This is a genomic window from Hymenobacter siberiensis (assembly GCF_018967845.1).
GTDB classification, from domain to species: domain Bacteria; phylum Bacteroidota; class Bacteroidia; order Cytophagales; family Hymenobacteraceae; genus Hymenobacter; species Hymenobacter siberiensis.
Window position 1 is genome coordinate 2,443,776 of sequence record NZ_JAHLZZ010000001.1, and the last position, 21,524, is coordinate 2,465,299.

At 62.1% G+C, this 21,524-nt stretch carries 21 protein-coding genes; 16 read left to right on the forward strand and 5 right to left on the reverse strand.

Annotated features, from left to right (window positions below):
• Positions 1–41 precede the first annotated feature (41 nt).
• Positions 42–578 carry a DUF1573 domain-containing protein gene (locus KQ661_RS10595; protein ID WP_216680589.1) on the forward strand — a complete coding sequence of 179 codons (537 nt, stop codon included), beginning with the start codon at positions 42–44 and terminating at the stop codon, positions 576–578.
• A gap of 136 nt (positions 579–714) precedes the next feature.
• Here the strand turns inward: KQ661_RS10595 and KQ661_RS10600 are convergent, their stop codons facing one another.
• From KQ661_RS10600 to KQ661_RS10615, 4 genes are all read right to left on the reverse strand, one after another.
• Complete coding sequence (locus KQ661_RS10600) at positions 715–1,092, reverse strand: DUF423 domain-containing protein (RefSeq protein WP_168673412.1); 378 nt, start codon at positions 1,090–1,092, stop codon at positions 715–717.
• Between the two features lie 61 nt (positions 1,093–1,153).
• Entirely contained in the window at positions 1,154–2,419 is a 1,266-nt protein-coding gene (locus KQ661_RS10605) for an aspartyl protease family protein (protein ID WP_216680590.1), read from the reverse strand.
• Positions 2,420–3,047: 628 nt separating this feature from the next.
• The gene (locus KQ661_RS10610) at positions 3,048–4,118 is read right to left on the reverse strand and encodes an o-succinylbenzoate synthase (protein ID WP_216680591.1); all 1,071 of its coding nucleotides are present in this window, start codon (positions 4,116–4,118) and stop codon (positions 3,048–3,050) included.
• Between the two features lie 49 nt (positions 4,119–4,167).
• Positions 4,168–4,431, reverse strand: coding sequence for a KGG domain-containing protein (locus KQ661_RS10615; protein WP_216680592.1), 264 nt, complete (start codon positions 4,429–4,431; stop codon positions 4,168–4,170).
• Positions 4,432–4,708: 277 nt separating this feature from the next.
• Here KQ661_RS10615 and egtB point away from each other — a divergent pair, with 277 nt between their 5' ends.
• The 6 genes from egtB to KQ661_RS10645 all read left to right on the forward strand — a co-directional run bounded on the left by egtB (position 4,709) and on the right by KQ661_RS10645 (position 11,125).
• A complete protein-coding gene (egtB, locus tag KQ661_RS10620; RefSeq protein WP_216686388.1) occupies positions 4,709–6,022 on the forward strand; it encodes an ergothioneine biosynthesis protein EgtB in 1,314 nt (437 codons plus the stop codon).
• A gap of 123 nt (positions 6,023–6,145) precedes the next feature.
• Positions 6,146–7,102, forward strand: coding sequence for an L-histidine N(alpha)-methyltransferase (gene egtD, locus KQ661_RS10625; RefSeq protein WP_216686389.1), 957 nt, complete (start codon positions 6,146–6,148; stop codon positions 7,100–7,102).
• Between the two features lie 82 nt (positions 7,103–7,184).
• Positions 7,185–8,288: a pyridoxal phosphate-dependent aminotransferase gene (locus tag KQ661_RS10630; RefSeq protein ID WP_216686390.1), complete on the forward strand. Its 1,104-nt coding sequence runs from the start codon at positions 7,185–7,187 to the stop codon at positions 8,286–8,288.
• Between the two features lie 321 nt (positions 8,289–8,609).
• The gene (locus KQ661_RS10635) at positions 8,610–9,968 is read left to right on the forward strand and encodes an MATE family efflux transporter (RefSeq protein WP_216686391.1); all 1,359 of its coding nucleotides are present in this window, start codon (positions 8,610–8,612) and stop codon (positions 9,966–9,968) included.
• A gap of 85 nt (positions 9,969–10,053) precedes the next feature.
• The gene (locus KQ661_RS10640) at positions 10,054–10,632 is read left to right on the forward strand and encodes a DUF922 domain-containing protein (protein WP_216680597.1); all 579 of its coding nucleotides are present in this window, start codon (positions 10,054–10,056) and stop codon (positions 10,630–10,632) included.
• A gap of 139 nt (positions 10,633–10,771) precedes the next feature.
• On the forward strand, positions 10,772–11,125 hold the full coding sequence (locus KQ661_RS10645) for a tRNA-binding protein (protein ID WP_216680598.1): 354 nt from the start codon (positions 10,772–10,774) through the stop codon (positions 11,123–11,125).
• On the opposite strand, the gene KQ661_RS10650 is transcribed toward KQ661_RS10645, so the two are convergent.
• Positions 11,122–11,526 carry a DUF4296 domain-containing protein gene (locus KQ661_RS10650; protein WP_216686392.1) on the reverse strand — a complete coding sequence of 135 codons (405 nt, stop codon included), beginning with the start codon at positions 11,524–11,526 and terminating at the stop codon, positions 11,122–11,124. The two genes, KQ661_RS10645 and KQ661_RS10650, sit on opposite strands and share 4 nt — an antisense overlap.
• A gap of 122 nt (positions 11,527–11,648) precedes the next feature.
• Between KQ661_RS10650 and KQ661_RS10655 the strand changes: the two genes are divergently transcribed.
• The 9 genes from KQ661_RS10655 to KQ661_RS10695 all read left to right on the forward strand — a co-directional run bounded on the left by KQ661_RS10655 (position 11,649) and on the right by KQ661_RS10695 (position 21,506).
• Complete coding sequence (locus KQ661_RS10655; protein ID WP_216686393.1) at positions 11,649–12,551, forward strand: DUF58 domain-containing protein; 903 nt, start codon at positions 11,649–11,651, stop codon at positions 12,549–12,551.
• Between the two features lie 160 nt (positions 12,552–12,711).
• Positions 12,712–13,584: a hypothetical protein gene (locus KQ661_RS10660; protein WP_216680601.1), complete on the forward strand. Its 873-nt coding sequence runs from the start codon at positions 12,712–12,714 to the stop codon at positions 13,582–13,584.
• Between the two features lie 157 nt (positions 13,585–13,741).
• Positions 13,742–14,764 (forward strand): vWA domain-containing protein, encoded by a 1,023-nt coding sequence (locus KQ661_RS10665; RefSeq protein ID WP_216680602.1) that lies wholly within the window; start codon positions 13,742–13,744, stop codon positions 14,762–14,764.
• 143 nt (positions 14,765–14,907) lie between these two features.
• The gene (locus KQ661_RS10670; protein WP_216680603.1) at positions 14,908–15,576 is read left to right on the forward strand and encodes a YggS family pyridoxal phosphate-dependent enzyme; all 669 of its coding nucleotides are present in this window, start codon (positions 14,908–14,910) and stop codon (positions 15,574–15,576) included.
• A 133-nt stretch (positions 15,577–15,709) separates the two neighbouring features.
• The gene (locus tag KQ661_RS10675) at positions 15,710–16,894 is read left to right on the forward strand and encodes a lysophospholipid acyltransferase family protein (protein WP_226915518.1); all 1,185 of its coding nucleotides are present in this window, start codon (positions 15,710–15,712) and stop codon (positions 16,892–16,894) included.
• A 194-nt stretch (positions 16,895–17,088) separates the two neighbouring features.
• Complete coding sequence (locus KQ661_RS10680) at positions 17,089–18,063, forward strand: alpha/beta hydrolase (RefSeq protein WP_216680604.1); 975 nt, start codon at positions 17,089–17,091, stop codon at positions 18,061–18,063.
• Positions 18,064–18,313: 250 nt separating this feature from the next.
• On the forward strand, positions 18,314–18,883 hold the full coding sequence (locus KQ661_RS10685; protein ID WP_216686394.1) for a phasin family protein: 570 nt from the start codon (positions 18,314–18,316) through the stop codon (positions 18,881–18,883).
• A 134-nt stretch (positions 18,884–19,017) separates the two neighbouring features.
• The gene (locus tag KQ661_RS10690) at positions 19,018–20,703 is read left to right on the forward strand and encodes an ABC1 kinase family protein (protein ID WP_216680606.1); all 1,686 of its coding nucleotides are present in this window, start codon (positions 19,018–19,020) and stop codon (positions 20,701–20,703) included.
• A gap of 338 nt (positions 20,704–21,041) precedes the next feature.
• On the forward strand, positions 21,042–21,506 hold the full coding sequence (locus KQ661_RS10695) for a hypothetical protein (RefSeq protein ID WP_216686395.1): 465 nt from the start codon (positions 21,042–21,044) through the stop codon (positions 21,504–21,506).
• Positions 21,507–21,524 lie beyond the last annotated feature (18 nt).

Consider the following 21,524-nt stretch of genomic DNA (forward strand, 5'->3'; position numbering starts at 1 on the left):
ACTCCCTAAATTTGTTTAATCCGTTTAACTCTCAGATTTCCATGAAAAAAACCCTGCTTCTCGCCCTGAGCCTGACCGCTGCCGCTTACACCGCCCAGGCCCAGGCCCCGGCCGCTAAGGCCGCCACCACGGCTGGCCCCGCCATCACGTTCGAAGAAGTGAAATACGACTTCGGTTCCGTGGTGCAGGGCGGTACCGTGGACCATACGTTCAAGTTCAAGAATACTGGCACGGCACCCCTCGTCATCTCCAACATTGGCGTGAGTTGCGGCTGTACCACCCCGGAGTGGACCAAAGCCCCGGTTGCGCCCGGCAAAACCGGCACCATCGCCGCTCACTTCAACTCGACCGGCAAAATGGGCATGCAGAACAAAGTGCTGACCATTGAGTCGAACGCCGCCGCTGGCAGCACCACCGTTTCGCTGGTTGGGGAGGTAAAGGAGGTCTCTACGGCCGCCGCCAACGCCGCACCGGGCATGACCATGACCGACACCACGCCGATGGCCACCATGAAAGACAACGGCAAGAAGGTGAAGGAAAAGTCGGGCGACACCAAGCTGAAAACCAAAGTGAAGTAAGCTTTCGGTAACGACTGAAAACCTATACTAGAAAAGGCCGTCTGCGCAAGCAGACGGCCTTTTCTGCTTCCTGACAAATTATTTAAAGCGGAGTGGTACGACGATTTTTCGGTCGTCGCACCGCCCGGCTTCAAACCTACAGCTCGCGCACGGCCAGAGCCAGGCTCACCCAGCCGGCCAGGAACAGCAGCCCGCCAATGGGGGCCACCGCGCCCAGCTTGGTTACGCCCGTGAAGCACAGGGCATAGAGCGAGCCGCTGAATACCACGATGCCGCCCAGCCAGAGCGCGCCCGTGGTGCCCAGGCTGCGCAGCTCGGGGCGGGTGGCCCAGAGCACCCCAATGGCCAGGGCCGCCAGGGCGTGGTAGAACTGGTAGCGCACGGCGGTTTCGAAGGTATCGGCGCGGCCGGCCTTCACCAGCATATCGTGCAGGGCGTGCGCTCCGAAGGCCCCGATGGCCACGCCCAGACCGCCGAACAGGGCGGCCAGCTGAATTAAAAGTCGAGCTGTCATAATGAGAAATAAGGGGAGAATGGAGGCACGAAGGTAGCCCGCCGGCCCGCAAGCCGGGGCGTCAGATTTGGCGCTTGAGGCGCAGGGTGGTAGTGTGGAGGTTGCCGTCGGGCCGGCGCAGCACGAGCAGGAGCACGCGGCCGTCTTCGGAATGCAGCATGCGGTCGAGCTGCGTCAGTGAAAAAGTATTCACTGGTAGGAAGTTGATACTGAGCAATTCTTCATCGGCCTCGACGCCGGCAATGGCGGCCGGTGAGTCGGGTACTACCCGCAGTATCAGAAACCGGTGGTAGCTCTCGCCGGTAGCCAGCAGGTCGATGCCGGACATATCGTGCTCGAACGGCTCCCGAAATTTGGTGTTGGGGCGAAGCAGCAGCCGGCGGTGCGGATAGTCGATGACGAGGGAAAACCGTTTCAGTAGCTCGTAGCCCACGTTGCCATTGCGGGGCACGTCGATGCGTCGGTGCACATCGCTGGCATCGGGGAAGGAGGTGAGCACTGAGCGCATGGTGTAGCGGCCCAGGTGCAGGATGGGCACCCGCCCCAGAAAGCCCCGCACGGTGCCCGACAGCCCCCGGCCCAGCTCGGCCGGCAGGCGGCGGGCGGGGGCCGCCATGCGCGGGTCCGAGTCCAGCTCCAGCGACAGGGCGTGGCTGGCCCCGGTATCGAGCACCAGCTTGAGCGGCATCGTGAGCGAGTCGTTGAGCTGCACGGGCACGGTGACGTAGGCCTTGTTATTTTCCAGCGAGAGCGGCAGGCTCGACCAGCGCTTGCCGCGCGGCGTGCGGTAGGTGGCCGGGTCGGTAAGCTCCAGGAAAGACAGGTCCGAATGAATGGTGACCACGAAGCTGCGAAACAGCTCAGAGCCCAGAATGCCGCTGATGGGCAACCCCACGTAGCCCGACAGGTTGAGTACATCGTCCGACATCACCAGCCAGCTCATGTGCCGGGCCACCGCGCCCGGCACCTCCACGCGCACGCTGTCGGTTTGGTAGGCGAGCAGGCCGGTATCGGCGCCGCCCATGCCCACTACCCGGAAATATTGCCCCCGGCGCAGGTGCAGTGAGTCGGCTAGCTGCGGCGAGGTGATAATGGACGTGCCCACGCCGGAATCGAGCAGAAAATTGAAGGGCCCAGCCCCGTTCAGGCGCAGCTTTACCACCAGTAAGTTGCGCTGCACCTCGAAGTTGAGCGTGGTCTGGTGGGTGTTGGGGCGGATGAAGGCGAAGGGGCCGGGCGGCAGCGCTGGCTGAGCGAAAACGGGCGCACTCAGCCCCCGGCAAAGGGTCCAGGCAACCAGCAAATACACCAAGTGCGGGCTACGCATAATCGGGATGACTCAAGCAGACGGGCAAATAAAGCGAAAAGACAAGCTATTGGAGTTGTTTAGAAAGTCACAAAAGGTCCTCAAACGGTCATGCAGAGCGCAGCATCCTGCTCGCATCGTTGAACGGGCCTGACGATGCGAGCAAGATGCTTCGCTGCGCGCTGCATGACCGTTCGGGGACTTTCTAAACACCTTCAACAGCTGTCATGCAGTGCCTGCTGCGGCTGGTGTTTTTGTTGCGGGTTTCTCGTCGCTGGTTTCTGGTTGAATGCTGTTGAGCCGTTTTTTAGGACGAGAACCAACCAGCAACCTGGCATAAAATCTACCTATATACCATCCGTTATTGATTTCTGCCCCAAACCGGTTAAAAGCAGTCGGCAATTTTTGATGCGGAAACCGTGCTTCTAAAGCAGAAGTTTTTATTTCTCATTGCTGGTTAGTTAACGATGAAGCTGATAGAAAGTCAGCCTAAAATCGGGTTGCGCCGGTCCGACCGCCCTTAGGCGGTCGGACCGGCGCAACCCGATTTTCTAAACAGCTTCAATTGCAAATCAGCAATCAGCAATCAGCAACGAGAAACCAGCAACTTCAATAGACCGGGGCCGGGGCGTCGCCGCCTCGCTTGCGTCTATTCGGGCGCTTCCCAGGCCTCAGTGGGAGCGTAGCGCAGCATCCCGTTGCTGATGTGCAGCGGCGCAGCTAAGTTGTTGTGATAGAGCTGGCCAGTGCCCAGGCCCTGAGCGAAACCCCGCACGTCGTACTCGCCCGTGAGCTGGGCCACGGCGTTCAGGCCCACGTTGGATTCCAGGGCCGAAGTAATCCACCAGCCGATGCCGCGTGCCTCGGCCAGTGCAATCCAGTGGCGGGTGGCGGCGTGGCCGCCCAGCAGCGTGGGCTTGAGCACAATGTAGGCGGGCCGAACGGCATCGAGCAGCGCCGCTTGCTGCGCGGGGTCGGTCATGCCAATCAGCTCCTCATCGAGGGCAATGGCAATGGGGGAGACGCGGCACAGCGCGGCCAGCTCGGCCGGTTGCCCCGCCGCAATGGGCTGCTCGATGGAATGCAGGTGGAAGGCCGCCAGCTGGGTCAGCTTGCCCAGTGCCTCGGCCGGCGCGAAAGCCCCGTTGGCATCCACGCGCAGCGTGAGGCGCTCGGGCGGCGCCACAGCCCTTATTTCGGCCAGCAGGCCCAGCTCGGTGGCAAAGTCCAGGCCCCCGATTTTTAGTTTCAGGCAGGAGTAGCCCGCCGCCAGCTTCTGTTGAATTTGCTCCCGCATGAAGGCCGCGTCGCCCATCCATACCAGGCCATTGATGGGCAGCGCCGCCTCGCCCCGGCTGAAAGCATTGGAATAGAGCTGGTGCCGACCGCCCCGAGCCAGGTCGAGCGCGGCAGTTTCGAGCGCGAATGTGAGCGCCGGCAGCCCCGAACCAACAAAAGCCGGAGCATCGGCCGCCGTGAAAGCAGCCAATGCCCCGGCATTGAAGCGGTGGCATAAATCGGTGATGGAGGTGGCGAAGCCAGGGCCGTAATCGGGGCTGAGCCCGGCTAGGGGAGCCGCTTCGCCAAGGCCTTCTACGCCCGGCTGGGCATAATCGGTGAGGTGCAGGTACCAGGCCATGTGTTCGGCTAGGGTACCCCGCGAAGTGCGGGCTGAAAAACTAAAGCGCAGCGCGCGCTGCGAAAAGCGGAGATGAAGCATGGCGCAAAGATGCGCGCCACGCTTCATCGGTGGGTTGTGGCAGTGCTGATTAGTCAGCCTGCGCGCTTTTGCCCCGACGGCTTACAAGGCCACCCTTGCGGCCGGCATCGCGGGCCTCATCGGCCGAAAAGCGGTGGCCCCGGCCGCTGGCGTGCGACGCTTTGCCGCCTTCGCTGGCAATGCGGCGCTGGGTTTCGGGGCTCATGGCAGCAAAGCCGCGGCGGCTTTTAGTGCCCACGCGATTAGCAGGGCGGGTGTTGCTCTTGGGGTTTGGGGCAACAGCTACCTCGGCGGTTAGAGCGGTAGTTTTCATGTGAATAAGGAAAGATGATTTTGTATGTAGCAATGGTAGCATGGATGGCCAATATTACCTACTAATCTTATAGGCAATGGTTGGTTTTCTTGCTGAAAATAGGTGTAAATACCACTTTTTACCGATAAGCTTCTACGTATTTTTCGCTCTTGCTACGTGTTTAGTTCTTTCAAAAATGAGCTAACCGACCCCGGGATTTCGTAAGTCCCTGTACAACCTCGGTACTGCTAATCCGGTTAGTGGTGCAGGCCCGACTACTTACACGGCTCTTTTTGTTATGACTCACGCCTTCGTTTCACCACCTACTTCCCGCGTGGCTCCGTCCTGGCTGGCCCGGTACCGTGCCGTGCGCGCCCAAAGCCAGGCCCTGTGCGCGCCGCTGCTGCCCGAAGACACCGTGGTGCAGCCCATGCTCGATGTGAGCCCGCCCAAATGGCACCTGGCCCACACCACCTGGTTTTGGGAAACCTTCCTGCTGAAGGAATACGCGCCCGGCTACGAGCTATTCCATGCGGAATACGCATACTTGTTCAATTCCTACTACAACTCGCTTGGCTCCAGGGTGAACCGGGCCGACCGGGGCACGCTCTCGCGCCCGGCCCTGGCCGATGTGCTGGCTTACCGTGCCTACGTCGATGCCGCGCTGGCCCGGCTCCTGACCGAGCGGCGCGACCTGCCCCCGGTATTTTTTGAGCTGCTGGAGCTGGGCCTCCAGCACGAGCAGCAGCACCAGGAGCTGCTGGCCACCGACATTAAATATATCCTCAGCACCAGCCCATTGGCCCCGGCCTACCTTGGAGGGGAATTAAGAGTTAAGAGTGCAGAGTTAAAAGAAGCGTCCTGGCTGCCCGTGCCCGGCGGCGTGCACCGGGTAGGCTTTCAGGAAAGCGGCTTTTGCTTCGATAACGAGCTGGCGGCGCACGATGTGCTGCTGGCCCCCTTCGAGCTGCAAAACCGCCTGGTGACCAACGCCGACTTCCTGGCCTTCATCGAAGCCGACGGCTACCGCGATTTCCGCTACTGGATGGGCGAGGGCTGGGACCTGGCGCAGGCCGAGGGCTGGGAAGCGCCGCTCTACTGGGTGCGGCACGCCGATGGCTGGCACCGCTTCACGCACCACGGCCTGCAGGCGGTGCTGCCCGAGGCCCCGGTCACCCACATCAGCTTTTACGAGGCCGATGCCTACGCCAACTGGGCCGGGGCACGCCTGCCCACCGAGGCCGAATGGGAAACCGCCGCCCGCCATTTCGGGGCCACCACCAGCGCCGGCACCTGGCTCGAAAGCAACCTCTTCGACCCGCAGCCTTTGCCCGCCGATGCCGACCCCACCCAATGCCACCAGCTGCTGGGCGACTGCTGGGAATGGACCTACTCGGCCTACCATGCCTACCCTGGCTACGCCCGCGCCGCCGGGGCGCTGGGCGAATACAACGGCAAGTTTATGGTGAACCAGCTGGTGCTGCGCGGCGGCTCCTGCGCCACGCCCGAAAACCATATTCGGGTGAGCTATCGCAATTTTTTTCACGCCGACAAGCGCTGGCAGTTCACGGGCATCCGCCTGGCGCGGTCGGTCGAGCCAGCCACTAATTAACATTTATCATTTAATAGCTCTTTCTTCTTTTTAAACCCATACCGCCGCTGCTTCTCTGGCCCTGGCCGCACACGCAAGTGGGCCGGCGCGTAAATTTGGCGGTTGATAAATGCTAATTGATTAATGGTAAATGTATTGACCGAGCTGGCGCAGCATATAGCCGAAGGCTTGCGCCGCGAGCCCAAAGCATTGTCGTCGATGTATTTCTACGACGACGCGGGCAGTCGTCTGTTTCAGCAAATCATGGATTTGCCGGAGTATTACCCTACGCGGGCCGAGTTTGCCATCTTTCGGGAACACGGTGCGGCCATCGCGGTGGCCCTGAGCCCGGCGGACGGCGGCGAGTTTGCGCTGGTGGAGCTGGGCGCCGGCGACGGGGCCAAAACCAAGCTGCTGCTGCGCGAGCTGCTGGCCGCCGACAGCCCGTTTACCTACGCCCCGGTGGATATTTCGGCGGGAGCCATGACGGGACTGGTAGCCGCGCTAAAGAAGGAATTGCCTGACTTGCAGGTGGTTCCAGTGGTGGCTGATTACGCCACGGCGCTCACCGAGCTACCCACCCGGCCGGGCAGCAAGGCGGTGCTGTTTCTGGGTTCGAACATTGGCAACTTCGGCCCGGCCGAGCGGCTCGATTTCCTGCGCCAGCTGGCCGCGCCCCTGGCCCCGGCCGACCGCCTGCTCATCGGCTTCGATTTGCAGAAGGACCCGCGCCGCATCCGGGCGGCCTACGACGACTCGCAGGGCGTAACGGCGGCTTTCAACCTCAACCTGCTCACCCGCCTCAACCGCGAGCTGGGGGCTGACTTTGACCTCGCCCACTGGCAGCACTACACCGACTATAGCCCCTTGAACGGGGCCGTGCGCTCCTTTTTGGTGAGCACCCGCGCCCAGCAGGTGCGCATAGCCACCCTCGAAGAATCCTTCGATTTCGCGGCCTGGGAGGTAATACATACCGAGAATTCCTACAAATTCACCCTGCCCCAGATTGAAGCCCTGGCTGCCGAAGCCGGCCTGCGGGTGGTGGAATATTTCACCGACCCGGCCACCGATTTTGCCGATGTAGTACTGGCTATACAATAGAGTTAGGAGTCAAGGGTTTGAAAAATAAGCTCGTTAACTACCTTAAATAATAACCCTTAACTATTAACTATCAACTCATCCCATGCTCAGCCTCGCGTCCGGCTACGGAAATTTTGCAGTACCCAAAGTAGCTCTGGCCGCCGCCGATGAAGCCCTGCGCCATGCCCGGGAGCACGACCAGCCTCTGTCCGTGAGCCCCGCCGCTGGCCTGCCTGAGCTGCGCGAAGCCCTGGCCCAGCGCTACCGCCAGCGCGGCGCTACCAGCGTTACGGCCGAGCAGGTACTGGTAACGGCCGGGGCCAAAACGGGCCTTTTTGCCGTGCTCAGCGAAATACTGCGGCCCGACGACGACGTGCTGCTGCCCACTCCCAACTGGTTCGGTTTCTACGACTTGGTGCGGCGGGCCAGCGGCACGTTGCGTCCGCTGCCGCTCAGCGCCGCCGACAACTACGCCTTCACTCCCGAAATGCTGCGGGCGGCTCTCACGCCGGCCACGCGGCTGCTCATCCTCAGCAATCCGGGCAACCCCACCGGCCGCGTGTATTCGCAGAGCGAGTGGGCGGCTTTGCTGGCAGTCGCGGCCGAATTCCCGAACCTATGGGTGCTCAGCGATGAAATTTACGAAGGCATCAGTTTCGGGCCCGAGCCGGTGCCCACGCTGCTGGCCCAGCCCAGCCCGCACGAGCGGCATGTGGTGGTGAGCGGCTTTTCGAAATCTCTGGCGCTGGCGGGCTGGGGCGTGGGCTGCCTGGTGGCCCCGCCCGAGCTGGCGCGGGCCGTGGCGGCGCGGCTGTTTAGCACCGGGGTGGCGGTGCCCGTTACTGCTCAGCAGGCCGCGCTGGCCGCCACGCAGCACGCCAACGCCATTGGTGCGGCGCTGTGCGCGCAGCTGCAGCCCACGCGGCAGCTGCTGCTCGCTGGCCTCGCGGCCCTGCCCGGTGCGTCTGCCGTGGTGGCCCCCGAAGGCACTTACTACGTTTTTGCCGATTTCACCCGCTTTCTCGCGCCCGGTTTGCCGTTGCCGGAAGCTTCCGCGCAGCTGGTGCGGCGGCTGGCCGCCGCCGGAGTAGAAGTGGTGGACGGGGCCACCTGCGGCGCGCCAGGCTTCCTGCGCCTGTCCTACGCCGTGGCAGAGGAGGATTTGCGGCGGTCGCTGGCCATTATTGAGGTCACGGTACGGGCGTAACGGCACCTCCTTTCGTTTCCTTGTTGTTTGGTCTGTACCGGCGGTGTCGTTCATCAACGAGCCGCGAGTAGGCGTCTTTGTATCGGGCTGCGATGGTGATTTGACCCGCCCTGTGCGCGGGCGGCCCGTACCTTTGCTTGTCCTTACCCAGAACTATTTGACAGCTATCGAACGGCGGGTCGTTGCTCCGGTCCGACCGGTTGAAGTGAGCACGATTTCGCCCATACAATAACCGGTCGGACCGCCCCAGGCGGTCCGACCGGAGCGACGGCTCCGGGTTTGGGGAAGGGTAAGACCTTTGCCGGGCTTTATTATGGAATTATGCTGAGTAATATTCGTCCTCATTTGCGGCCTACGCTGCTGCTGGCTTATCCGGTGGTGCTTTCGCAGCTGGGGCACATCATGGTAAGTTTCGTCGATTCGGTGCTGGTGGGGCGCACGGGAACCGTGCCGCTGGCCGCCGTGAGCCTGGGCGTGAACAGTACCAACGTCATCATGATTCTGGGCATTGGCCTGAGCATGGGAGCCGTGCCCCTGGTAGCCGCTGCCGATGGCCGCCGCAACCTGCCCGTGCTGGCCCGCCTGCTGGTGTCGTCCGTCTGGCTGAGCGTGTTGGCGGGGCTGGCGCTGGTCGGGCTAGGCCAGTTGGTGCCGCCGCTCATGCACTACCTCGGCCAGCCGCCAGCCGTGGAGGCCATGGCCGCGCCCTGGGTGCGGGTTATCAGCTGGTCGTTTCTGCCGTTGATGATTTTCCAGGGCTTCCGCGAGTTCGCCGAGGGGCTGGGGCTCACGCGGCAGGCCATGTGGCTCTCGGTACTGGCCAACGTGGTGAACGCCGCTTTGTGCTACGCGCTGGTTTTCGGCCACTGGGGTGCCCCCCAGATGGGGCTTATGGGCTCGGCCTGGGCCACGCTTATTGCCCGCATACTCATGGCCGCGCTCATGGCTGCGTATGTGCTTATGGCCCAGCGCCTGCATCAGTACCGTGCCGCCGTGCACAGCTGGCTGCCCGACTGGGCCACGCTGCGCCGGCTGTTCGATTTGGGCGCGCCCATCGGTGTGCAGATGGCTTTCGAAGTAGGCGCATTTGCCTCGGCCGCCATCATGATTGGCTGGCTGGGCGCAGTGCCGCTGGCCGCGCATCAGGTGGCCATCAACCTGGCTTCGATAACGTATATGGCGGCCAGCGGCATTGCGGCGGCGGCCACCATCCGGGTGGGCAAGCTGATGGGGGAAGGGAACATGCCGGCGGCGCGACAGGCCGGTTTCGCGGCCTACGTGCTGGGCTTTGGGTTTATGGCCACGATGGCGACGCTCTTTATTGCCCTGCGGCACCAGGCCCCACTGCTTTATAGCCACGATGCGGCCGTGGTGGCGCAGGCTGGCACGCTGCTGCTCATCGCGGCCCTGTTTCAGGTGTCCGATGGTTTGCAGGTGATGGGCCTGGGCGCGCTGCGCGGGCTGGAAGACGTGAAGGTGCCTTCGGTGGTGGCCTTGCTGGCATATTGGGCGGTGGCGCTGCCGCTGGGCTACTTCTTGGGTTTTCGGCTGCATTTTGGTGCGCCGGGCGTGTGGACGGGGCTGCTGTTGGGGCTTACTATTGTGGCGGGCGTGCTGATTGTGCGCTTCCGGCGCGAAACCGCGCCGGGCTACGTGCCCGAGCCGGTATCGGCGCAGTAGCGCGAACTACAACGTTCGCGCTGCGGTTCGCGCTATGGCGGCCGGCAACCCGCGCCGGCCGCGTGCATCTCATTCCTTTGTCTCCATGCTCTCTTTTCTGACTTCGATTTTAACGGCCGCCGTGCTGCTTCAGGGCCCGAAACCCCAGCCAGCCGCTGCTCCGGCTACCAAACCCGCGCCCGCGCCGCCCATTCCGTGGTCGGCCACGCGGCGGCTCACGATGGCCGATTTTAAGGGCCATCCCGGGCCGTCGGACCGGCTGGCGGCCCTCACCTCGGCCGATATCAAGTCCAATGCCGCCTGCCGCGATTTCGTGTTCAGCTCCACCGTAACGGCGGCATTCGACCCCAATACGTCGTGGTTTCAGAACCCCAAAACGGCTTCCGAAGCCCTGCTGCGCCACGAGCAGCTGCACTTCGATATCACCGAAGCGTATGCCCGCATTATGCGCCAGAAGCTGGTCGCCTTCGCTGCCAGGGCTGACTGCAATAAGCTCCAGCCGGCTTTCAACAACGTGACCAAGGCTGTGTATGCCGTCTGGGACAACGAACAGAACCGCTATGACCAGGAAACCGGCCATGGCCTGAACGCCGTACGCCAGGCGTTTTGGGAAAAGCAAACCCAGCTGAAACTGGAGCAGCTGAAGGCTTTCGCGGTAGAATAGGTAAAAGCCAGAAAACGGTCATGCTGAGCGCAGCCGAAGTATCTCTACCGCGCAACTAATCCTGCCGATTGGATTTACTATTGCGGTAGAGATGCTTCGGCTGCGCTCAGCATGACCGTTTTCTAATTCTCCCCAAACCATGGAATCTCTATCTCCCACAACCCTCACCTGGGCCGAGTTTGAGCGCGTGGACCTGCGCGTGGGTACCATTCGGGAGGCGCGGGCTTTCCCGGAGGCGCGCCGGCCGGCGTATCAGCTGCTGATTGATTTTGGTCCGGAAATCGGCCTGAAAAAGTCCAGCGCCCAGATTACGCACCACTACACGCCGGAGGAATTGGTGGGCCGGCAGGTGCTGGCGGTGGTCAATTTTCCGCCCAAGCAGATTGGAAAGTTTTGCTCCGAAGTGCTGGTAACCGGCCTGGCCGATGCCGACGGGCATATTGTGCTAGCTGCCGTGGCTGGCCCGGTACCCAATGGGCACCAGCTGGTTTAGTTGGTTTTGGGTGGCCCCCACTGGTCGGTGGCGGGCTTGCTGGTAGGGTTGAGCTTGGTTTCCCGATGGTTGAGCGTGTCGATAACGCCGGCGTAGATTTCGTTCAGGTCCTTGCCGTGGATGCCGTAGTAGCGGTAGCTGCGCTGGAAGGCCGAGTCGGTAACTTCGTGCTTCCACAGCAGGCTTTTATGCTGCGCCAGGTACAGGGCCCGGCCCGAATCGGGCGAGAGGCGGCTGCTTTCCACCTGCGCTTCGAGCTGATGCAGGTCGGCCAGCATCTGGGCCATGTGCTCGCGGGGTATCAAATCGGCGGGCATGGGGGGCTCTTCGGGGCGCTGGCAGGCGGGCAAAGCCAGTAGGAGAGGGACCAGGCCCAGGCAGCAGCGGCGGAATGATTTCACGTCGCAAAGTTAGCCCCGCGCCGTAGCTTCGCCATTGGAGAGTTAAAAGTTAAGAGTTGCGAACTTGATTTCTCAACTCCAATCCAACCCTTAACTCACACCTCACAACTCACAACTCCCCCATGAACCCCTCTGTGCCCTCGGCGCTCACCGACCTGGTGCGCCGCCTGCGCCACCTCGAAATCCGCATTCGCAAAGCGGTGGAGGCCCAGCTACAGGGTGATTTTCACTCCGTATTTAAAGGTACGGGCCTGGAGTTCGACGACGTGCGCCTCTACCAGTACGGCGATGAAGTGCGCGCCATCGACTGGAACGTGAGCAGCAAGGGCCACGGCACTTTCGTGAAAACCTACAAGGAGGAGAAAGAGCAGCAGGTGCTGGTGCTGCTGGACGTGAGCGCCTCGCTGGACGTGGGCGACGGCCAGCGCCGCAAGCTCGACGTGGCCCGCGACATTGCGGGGCTGCTGGCGCTGTCGGCCGCCCGGCAGGGCTCGGCGCTGGGTTTGTTCGCGTTTTCCGACCAGAAGGAGCTGTATCTGCCGCCCGGCAAGGGGCCTCGGGCGGCATATGCGCTCATCCGCCAGCTATACTCGCTGGTGCCGGTTTCGGCCCGCACGGGGGTGGGGGCGGGCATCCGGCAGGCGCTGGGGCTGCTCAAGCGCCGCAGTTTGGTGGTGCTGGTGTCCGATTTCATTGATGGCAACTACGAGCGGGAGCTCACCATGCTGGCCCAGCGCCACGACCTGATAGTGGTGCAGCTGCAGGCCCCGCGCGAGCGCACGTTTCCGGCCTTGGGCATTGTGCCTCTGCGCGATGCCGAAACCGGCCAGGTGCGCTGGGTGAATACCTCCAGTCTCGATTTCCGGGCCCGCCAGGAAGCCACCGCCGAGCGCCAGGAAGCAGAGCTAATAAACATCTGCCGCCGCCATCGCACCGGCTTTCTGGCCCTGGGCACGGAAGGCGATTTTGTGCCTCAGCTGGTGAATTTGTTTCGTCATCGTCGTCAATCAGGCCGCCGTGGATAAGCGCATTAGGTATTGGGGAGAGGGAAAGAACGTCATGCTGAGCTTGTCGAAGCATCTCTGCCGTGTAAGTAATCAGGCCCGGCGCAACGAAGTAGAGATGCTTCGGCTGCGCTGCGCTCCGCTCAGCATGACGGTTTGCTTATTGCTGGCGCTTTCCGGTATGCTAAACAGCACCTCCGCCCAGGCTCAAACTACCCCGCCGCCCATCCCGCAGGGCCGCTTTCTGAAGCAAACAACCCTGGTGGGCGAGCCGCTCGACTACGAGCTGCGCTACGAGCACGCGCCCGATTTGGAAGTGGTTTTTCCGGACTCACTGGCCCGGTTTGCGCCGTTTGAGTACGCGGGCAAAACCTTTTATCCCACCCGCACCCGGGGGGGCGTCAGCCTCGACCGGGCCGTGTACCACCTGCGCACGTTCCGGCTCGATTCGGTGCAAACCCTGGCCCTGCCCGTGGCCGTGCTGCAAGGGGCCGATACGCTGAGTATTCTGCCGCCGCCCAGCCGGGTGCGCCTGCGCCGCACGGCCGCGCCGCGGCCCAATGCCACCGAGCTGCCCGACCTGCGCCAAAACCTGGCCCTGGTGCCCATTGAGCCCATTTTCAACTATCCTTACTGGATTGCCGGGGCGCTGGCGGTACTGCTGCTGCTGGCGGGGAGCGCGGCGCTGTTTCGGCAGGGGCTGGTGCGGCGCTACTCGGCCTACAAGCGGCGCAAAAACCACGGCTATTTCCTGGCGCAGTTTGCGCGGCACGTCGAGCGGTTCGAGCTCTCACGCTCGGCTACCAACGTGGAGCGGGCCGTGGTGCTCTGGAAAAACTACCTCGCCGGCCTGGAAAACAGTGGCTTGAACTCCTTCACCACCCGCGAAATCGTGGCGTATTTCGAGAATGATTCGGACGTACGTAAAGCCCTGAACGCTACCGACAAGGTGATTTACGGCAACGTGCAAACCGAAGAAGCCGCCGAAGTTGACCGCGCCTTTCAGCGCCTGCGCGGGTTTGCCGAGCGGCGGTATGCCTCGGTGACGGAGTAGCGCATACAGGTAAAAAAGAATGTCATGCAGAGCGCAGCGAAGCATCTTGCCCGCCACCACTAACCCAATTGGGAGGACATCATTGATTACTTGCTGCGGGCAAGATGCTTCGCTGCGCTCTGCATGACGTTCTTTTGTCATTCGTATACCATTTTAATTGAACGACTTTTTCAACCTTCTGCGCTATACCACGCTGGCCGGCTACCAGTGGCAGCAGCCGCGCGTGCTGCTGCTCATTGCGGCCGTGCCGCTGCTGTTTGGGCTGCGCTGGCTGCTGGCGCGGCGGCGGGCGCAGGTGGTGGTGGCCTTTGCGCCCGGCCCCGTGCGGCGCGACTGGGCGGCCGTGCTGCGCTTCGTGCCCGATGTGGTGCTGGCCCTCGCCCTGAGCTTCGCCATTGTGGCGCTGGCCCGCCCCCAGCGCACCGATGAGCGCGTGGAGCAGTCTGGCCGGGGCATCGACCTAGTGCTGGCCCTCGATGTATCGGGCTCGATGGAAATTGAAGACCTGCGCCCCAATCGCCTCGAAGCTGCCAAGCGCATTGCCACCGATTTTGTGAATTCCCGCGCCGGCGACCGCCTGGCCCTGGTGGCTTTTGCCGGTGAAGCCTACTCCCTGGCCCCCCTCACCACCGACTACGACCTGCTGCGCGAGGACCTCGCCAGCCTGCGTGTGGGCATGATTAAGGAAGACGGCACGGCCATTGGCACGGCCCTGGGCGTGGCCACCAACCGCCTGCGCGAGTCCACGGCCAGGTCGCGGGTGTGCATTCTGCTATCGGATGGTGAGAACAACGCCGGCAGCCTCGACCCGCTGCTGGCCGCCCAGCTGGCCCACGCCTTCGGCATCCGCATCTACACCATTGGGCTGGGCAAGGACGGTTTTGTGCCCTACGGCCAGGACTCGCTGGGCCGCACCCGCTACGTGAACACCCGGCTCGACGAAACCACCATGCGCCAGCTGGCCGCCGCCGCCGATGGCCGCTTCTTCCGGGCCACCGATACGGGCGCGCTGCGCGAGGTATTCGCCCAAATCAACCGCCTCGAAAAATCCGAAATCAAGCAGCTGCGGTTTCGCAATACCAAGGATTTCTACCGGCCGTATCTGTGGCTCAGCATTGCGCTGTGGCTGCTGTGGCTGCTGCTGAAAAGCACGTTTCTGAGCAACCCGCTGGAGGATTAGTGGGGTTGTTGGTTGAGGTAAAAGGACATCATGCAGAGCGCAGCGAAGCATCTTTGCCTCAATAGTAAAATCAATTAGTTGTGCGGTAAAATGCTTCGCTGCGCTCTGCATGACAGTCCAACGTCATTTTATTCTGAAAAAATATGTCCATCGCCGATAACATCCAACGCATCAACGCCGAGCTGGCCGGCACCGCCGCCCGCCTCTGCGTCGTCACCAAAACCCACCCCGTCGAGCTGCTGCAAGAGGCCTATGCTGCCGGGGCGCGCTGCTTTGGCGAAAACCGGCCCCAGGAAATGGCCGCCAAGCAGCCCCAGCTACCTGCCGATGTGGAGTGGCACCTCATCGGCCAGCTCCAGACCAACAAGGTGAAGCTGCTGGCCCCGTTTGTGCACACCATCCAAAGCATCGACAGCCTGAAGCTGCTGCGCGAAATCGATAAGCGTGCCGCCGAAAGCAACCGGGTTATCAATGGCCTGCTGCAGTTTCACATCGCCGCCGAAGAAACCAAATCCGGCCTCTCGCTGGCCGAGGCCGAGGAAATGCTGGCCTCCGAAGAGTATCAGCAATTCCGGAATGTGCGCCTTACCGGCGTGATGGGCGTGGCCACCTTCACCCCCGATGAGCACCAGCTGCGGCAGGAGTTTCAAACGCTGCACGGCTACTTCGACCACCTGAAAGCCACGTATTTTGCCGATTCGCCGGTATTCTGCGATATTTCGATGGGCATGAGCGGCGACTACGCGCTGGCCGTGGCCGAGGGCAGCACGCTGGTGCGGGTGGGCAGCGCCATTTTCGGCCGCCGGGGATAAGGGGTGGCCGCGCTCGGCGAACCTCAGCGTTGGCCTCCGCGACTTCTGCGGGAACCGGTATTAGCATAAGCCACCAAGCGCGGCGGTAGAAATTATCCTATCTTCCGTCCCTCGTCCGCCGCAAATTCCCACCATGCCTGCCACCACCGCGTCTTCGTTGCCCCCACCGGCCATTGTGGCCAACCAGCATATCTACGACGACTATTTCCGGGAAGAATTCACCCAAACGCTGGATGAGAACATCCTGCAGCTGCTCGACCGCGTGTGGTTCCGCTCCGAGCTGGTGGGCTTCGAGCACTTCCCGCAGCGCAACAACCCCGACCGGCCGCTCATCTTCGCCAGCAACCATTCCGGCATGGCCTTCCCCTGGGATGCCATCGTGGCGCTGTCGCACCTGTGGCGCCACCTGCTGGCCAAGAATGGCAATATCAGTGACTTGCCGCGCCCGCTCTCGGCCCCGCTGCTCTCCCAAACCGCCCTGATGAACCCGTATCTGGTGCGCGAATTCTGGAAGAAATGCGGCAGCGTGGATGCCACGACGCTGAATTTCGAAACCATGATGTACTACCAGGACCACAACCTGATGCTGTACCCCGAGGGCGTGCCCGGCATCGGCAAGGGGTTCAACCGCAAGTACCAGATTCAGCGCCTGGCCACCAGCATGGTGCGCCTGGCCCTGCAACACGGCACCGACATCATCCCATTCTACACCATCAACGCCGAATACCTTAATCCCTACGCCTACAGCTTCGAACCAATAAACCGGCTGACCAAGAAAATCGGCATCCCATTCCTGCCCCTCACGCTACTGCTGTTGCTGGTGCTCATTCAGCCCTGGGCCTTTTACCTGGCTTTTCCGGCCAAGCTCACCTTCGTGATGGGCACCCGCATCCGCCCGTCCGACCTCACCGATAAAACCGTTGATGAGCTGACCCGCGAAGAATACCTGACCCTGAGCGACCAGGTTCGCCAAAAAATGCAGACCGAAATAGATGCCGCCGTGCTCGCCCACGGCCAGAAACCCTACCGCTGGGCCGAGCTTTGGCAGCGCATCAAGGAAAACCGCCGCTTCTTTCCGTTTTTCCTGCCCTTCGCCTGGCCCGCCGTGTTCACCGAGTTTGAGCGCCTCTACGTGAAGGAGGGCCGCCGCAATTTCCGTATGCAGCTGGACCGGCCCGGCGCGTGGCTGAAAATGCTCTGGCGCAACCCCATAACCCTGGCCTATTTCATCCCGTTGATAGGCTGGATTCCGCTGGCAATCAAAGGCTACAAAGGCAATAAGCTGGGGCAAAAAGCCAAGGCTTACCGGAGCAATTAGCGTTGGTTTAGAAAAACTAGCACGTCATGCTCATCTGGCGTCCGCGTAGCCGAAGCATCTCGCGTGTGGTAGTACGATTGAACTAGTGGGAGCACGCGAGATGCTTCGGCTACGCGGACGCCAGATGAGCATGACGTGCTAGTTGCCCCGCCCTCGGCGCCCTATGTGCCACCTCCCACCCAAATCCCACCCAAATGCCCTCGTTTCAACACCTGCTGCTCAAGCAGTTTCTCACGGCGGCGGCCGCGCCGCTGGCCCGCCGCAAGCCCAGCGTGGGGGCCATTCGGCTGGCCATGGAAACCGGCGCACTATTCCAGTTTATGCCCTGGAAGGTGAATCTGGAGAGCTTTCGGCTCGATAACCGCCTTGAAGCCGAATGGCTGCGGCCCCGCGCCGCGCACGCCACGCGGGTGCTGCTTTACCTGCACGGCGGCGGCTACGTGCTGGGCTCGCTGAACACCCACCGCAGCCTGGTGGGCAGCCTGGCCCAGCGCACGGGCCTCAATGTGCTCACCATCAACTACCGCAAGGCCCCCGACCACCCGTTTCCAGCCGCGCTCGACGATGCCCGCCGGGCCTACCGCTGGCTGTTGCGCCACGGCCACCAGCCACACAACATCGTGGTGGGTGGCGACTCGGCCGGGGGCGGCCTCGCTCTAGCGCTGCTGCTGGCCCTGCGCGATGCTGGCGAAGCTCTGCCCGCCGCCGGCATCGGCCTCTCGCCCTGGACCGACCTCAACCTGCCCATCACCGCCCTGCGCCGCGTGGCCCGCGAAGAAGGCCTCCTGCTCGAAGCCCTGCAAATGCGTACCTGGGGCCCCCTCTACGCCCACAAAACGCCCCTCACGCACCCGCTGCTCTCGCCCGCGCAGGCCGATTTGCACGGCCTGCCGCCGCTGCTCATCCAGATTTCCACGGCCGAAGTACTGTATCACGACGTGGTGAAATTCACCCGCAAAGCCCAGGCTGCCGGGGTGCTTGTAACCCTGCAACCATTTGAGGGACTGGTGCATTGGTGGCACCTGTTCTGGCGCGTGGTGCCCGAAGCCCGGCAAGCCCTCGACCAGGTGGCGGCCTTCCTGACGGAAATGTGGGCCCAGCCGATGGCCGCGCCCGTGCGCCTGCCGCTGGCCGAGCGGCGCGTGTCGCTGCGTCGCCGCGCCGCATAAGCTGTCGCTGAACGCATTGTGCAGCGTTGGGCCGAAGGTGAAATATTCAGAAAATTGAAAAAATAAATTCTCTTTTTGATGATTTTAGGCCACTTTTGAAGAAATCCGGCGTACATCGCTCAACTATGTTGGCGCGTGTATGTAGGTTTGTATCGAATTTAGTCGGCTTGCATACTACTTTGGTATGGCAACAAGCTTTTATACAGTAGGTTCCCTTTTATTTCTTTCACTCCAACTCGTTTCCTGCATCATGGAAGATTTGTTTAAAAAGTTCGTAAATGCTGGCGTCGGCTACATCGCCCAGGGCAGCAAGTCGGTCCAGAGCACCATTGAGAAATTGGTGAAGGACAATAAGATGACCCAGGCCGAGGGCAAGAAAATTGTGGATGAGCTGCTGAAAAGCGGCGAAACCAAACGCGTTGAGCTCGAAAAGCAGTTCCAGGGCATCGTGGACCGTGCCAAGAGCACCGTGGGCCTCGCCGATGCCAAGCCTGCCAAAGGCAAAAGCGCCGCCAAAAAACCCGCTGCCAAAGCTACTGGTGTAGTACAAGCTGCTAAAACCACCGCCAACCAGGCCGCCAGCCGCGCCGCCGGTGCCGTGAAAAACGTGGCCGACCGCGTGAGCGCCGCCGCCGGCACCGCCCAGAAATCAACCGCCGCTACGGCTGCTGCCGCTGCTAAACCTGCTGCCAGGCCCGCCGCAAAATCTGCCGCCAAGCCAACTGCTACGGCCGCCAAAGCTGCTGCCAAACCGGCCGCGAAGGCCGCCGCGAAGCCTGCTGCTTCGACTGCTGCGACCAGCGGCGAGGGCAACTCGTAGTAATTTGCCTGCTAGTGCAAAACCCCGTTTGCTGTTCGCAAGCGGGGTTTTTTGTGTAATACCACCGGCCCGAAACGGAGGCATAGCTCGTCCGAATCCGTGAAATCAGTTTAATCTGCGTAAATCTGCGGTCAATGTTTAAAAATACGATTTCCAACCTCTCCCGCATTCGGCAGGTGGCCGAGGTACTGCTGCGCTACGGCTTTGAGGATGTGGTGACGACCACGCCGCTGCGCCGCCTCGTGAGCCAGGCGCGCCGCCTGAGCTGGCATCGGGCCGAGCGGCAGGTGTTTGAAACCACGCGCTGGGAGCGGGTGCGCCTCATTATCGAGGAGTTAGGCCCCACCTTCATCAAGCTGGCGCAGGCCATGAGCAACCGGGCCGACTTGCTGCCCGAAGCCCTGATTGATGAGTTTGAGAAGCTGCAGAGTAATGTGCCGCCCTTCGAAACGGCCCTGGCCCGTCAGATTATCGAGGAGGAGCTGGGGCGGCCGATTTCGGAGGTCTTCAGCGAGTTCGATGATACTACGCTGGGCTCGGCCAGCATCGGGCAGGTGCACCGGGCGCGGCTGCTCACGGGCGAGGAAGTAGTAGTGAAAGTGCAGCGCCCCGGCGTGCGCGAAAAGGTGCGCTCCGACCTGGCGTTGTTGCGCGAGCTGGTGCGCCTCACGGCCGGCTTCCTGCAAAAGCAGGGCCTGGCCAACCCGCAGGATATCGTGGATGCCTTCGAGCGCAGCATGAGCAAGGAGCTGGATTACACGGCCGAAGCTCGCTCAATGGAGCAGTTTCGCAAGCTCTACGAGAATTACACCACGTTCTACGTGCCCAAACCCTACCGTGAGCTGAGCACAGCGCGCATCCTGGTGATTGAGTACGTGAGCGGCTGTAAGATTACCGACAAGGCGCAGCTGCTGGCCTGGGACCTGAGTCCCGCTACGGTGGCCGAAAATGGCATGGACATCTACCTGACCCAGATTTTTGAGTTCGGGATTTTCCACGCCGACCCGCACCCCGGCAACGTGCTGGTGCGCCCCGATGGCACCATCGTGCTCATCGATTTCGGCATGGTGGGCCGCCTCACCAAGCAGCAGAAATATGCCTTCGCGGGCGTGTTCATCGGCATGGCGCGGCAGGATGCCCGCAGCATGGCCCTGAATTTCAGACGGCTGGCCCTCACGGCCGAAATCCCCGACATGCGCGCTTTCGAGTCCGACCTCAGCCAGCTGATTGAGGATTTCGCTATGCTCGACGTGAAGGAGATGAGCATGAGCGACTTGGCCGACGCGCTCCAGGGCATCATCTACAACTACAAGCTGCAGGTGCCGGGCGCGGTGTTCCTTATCCTGCGGGCGCTGGTCATTCTGGAAGGCATCGGCAAGGTTTTGCACCCGAATTTTAACACCTTCGAATTTGTGGCCCCCTACGGCGCCAAGATTATCCGCGAGCAATACTCGCGCGAAAACCTGCTTACCGAGGCCGAATACACGGGCACGCAGCTGCTGGCCCTGCTGCAAACCCTGCCCGCCGATGTGCGTCAGATTGTGCGCAAAATCAGCAAGGGCGAGCTGCGCCTGAAGTTCGAGCTGGTGGGCTACACCATGTTGCTGCGTAAGGCCGACCAGCTGGTGAGCCGCACCATTCTGGCGCTGCTGTGCGTGGGCGGGCTGCTGTTTTCGGGGCTGTCGCTGCTGGGCCACTACTCGGCCGCCATGCCCTACCACCGGGGCGTGCCCGAAATAACGTGGTGGAGCCTGGGCGCTACCGGCTTCCTGCTGCTGATACTGCTGCTGCTGGGTACCCGGCGGCGCGAGAAGTCGTAATGTCAGCGCTGGCGCGAGTTGAGGCAAAGCCGGAACTCGTGCCAGACTTTCGGGGAGGCTGGGCTTCCCATTGGGACGGGGCGGTCGAGCTTGCTGCTGGCGCGGCAGGGGAGGCGCAGCCTCCCACTATATCAGGCACGGGTTACGGCTTCGCCTCAACTCGCGCCAGCAGGCCAGCAATTCAGTCAACGACTGAATTTGAACTAAGGGTTTGGCTGTGGGCCTTGCGTGGTTCGACCTTTGCGGCCGTGCGGGGGTATTTCGGCCCGCCTGCTGCAATATCTGCTTCCTTCATCGCCCGCGTCGCGTTTGCTGTTTTTGGAATTTTATGGGGATTGATGCCGCATTTCTCCGTTGCCCAGACGGTGCCAATCGGCCCGCCGGTACTGCGCGAAGCCAGCCTGCGCACCGATACCGCCACCTACTTGCTGAGCCGCAACACCACGCTGGTACAGGGCATATCCACGCTGTACTTCTGGTTCCGGCGCGACGATGAAACCGTAGAGCTGCGCCTCTGCCCGGCCAACGGCAGCAGTACCAAGCCGTTGCGCCTTCGTCGTAACCCCGATTTTCAGCAGCTCGACTCGCTGACCCGGGAAGGCGACGGTAGTTTTCGCACGCGCCTCAAGTTTCAGAACCTGACCAGCAGCCGCTTCCTGCGCCTGGTGGTGGAGCAGGCCGCCGATTCGGCCGGGCGCGAGCCACGCCGCGAGGTGGTGCCGCTGTTGCTACTGGTGTACACTGCGCTGGCGCTGCGAGTGGCTGATAACGAATTGTTTGTGGGCGAAGAAAAGGCGTTTTAGCTCATCAGCTCGAACACG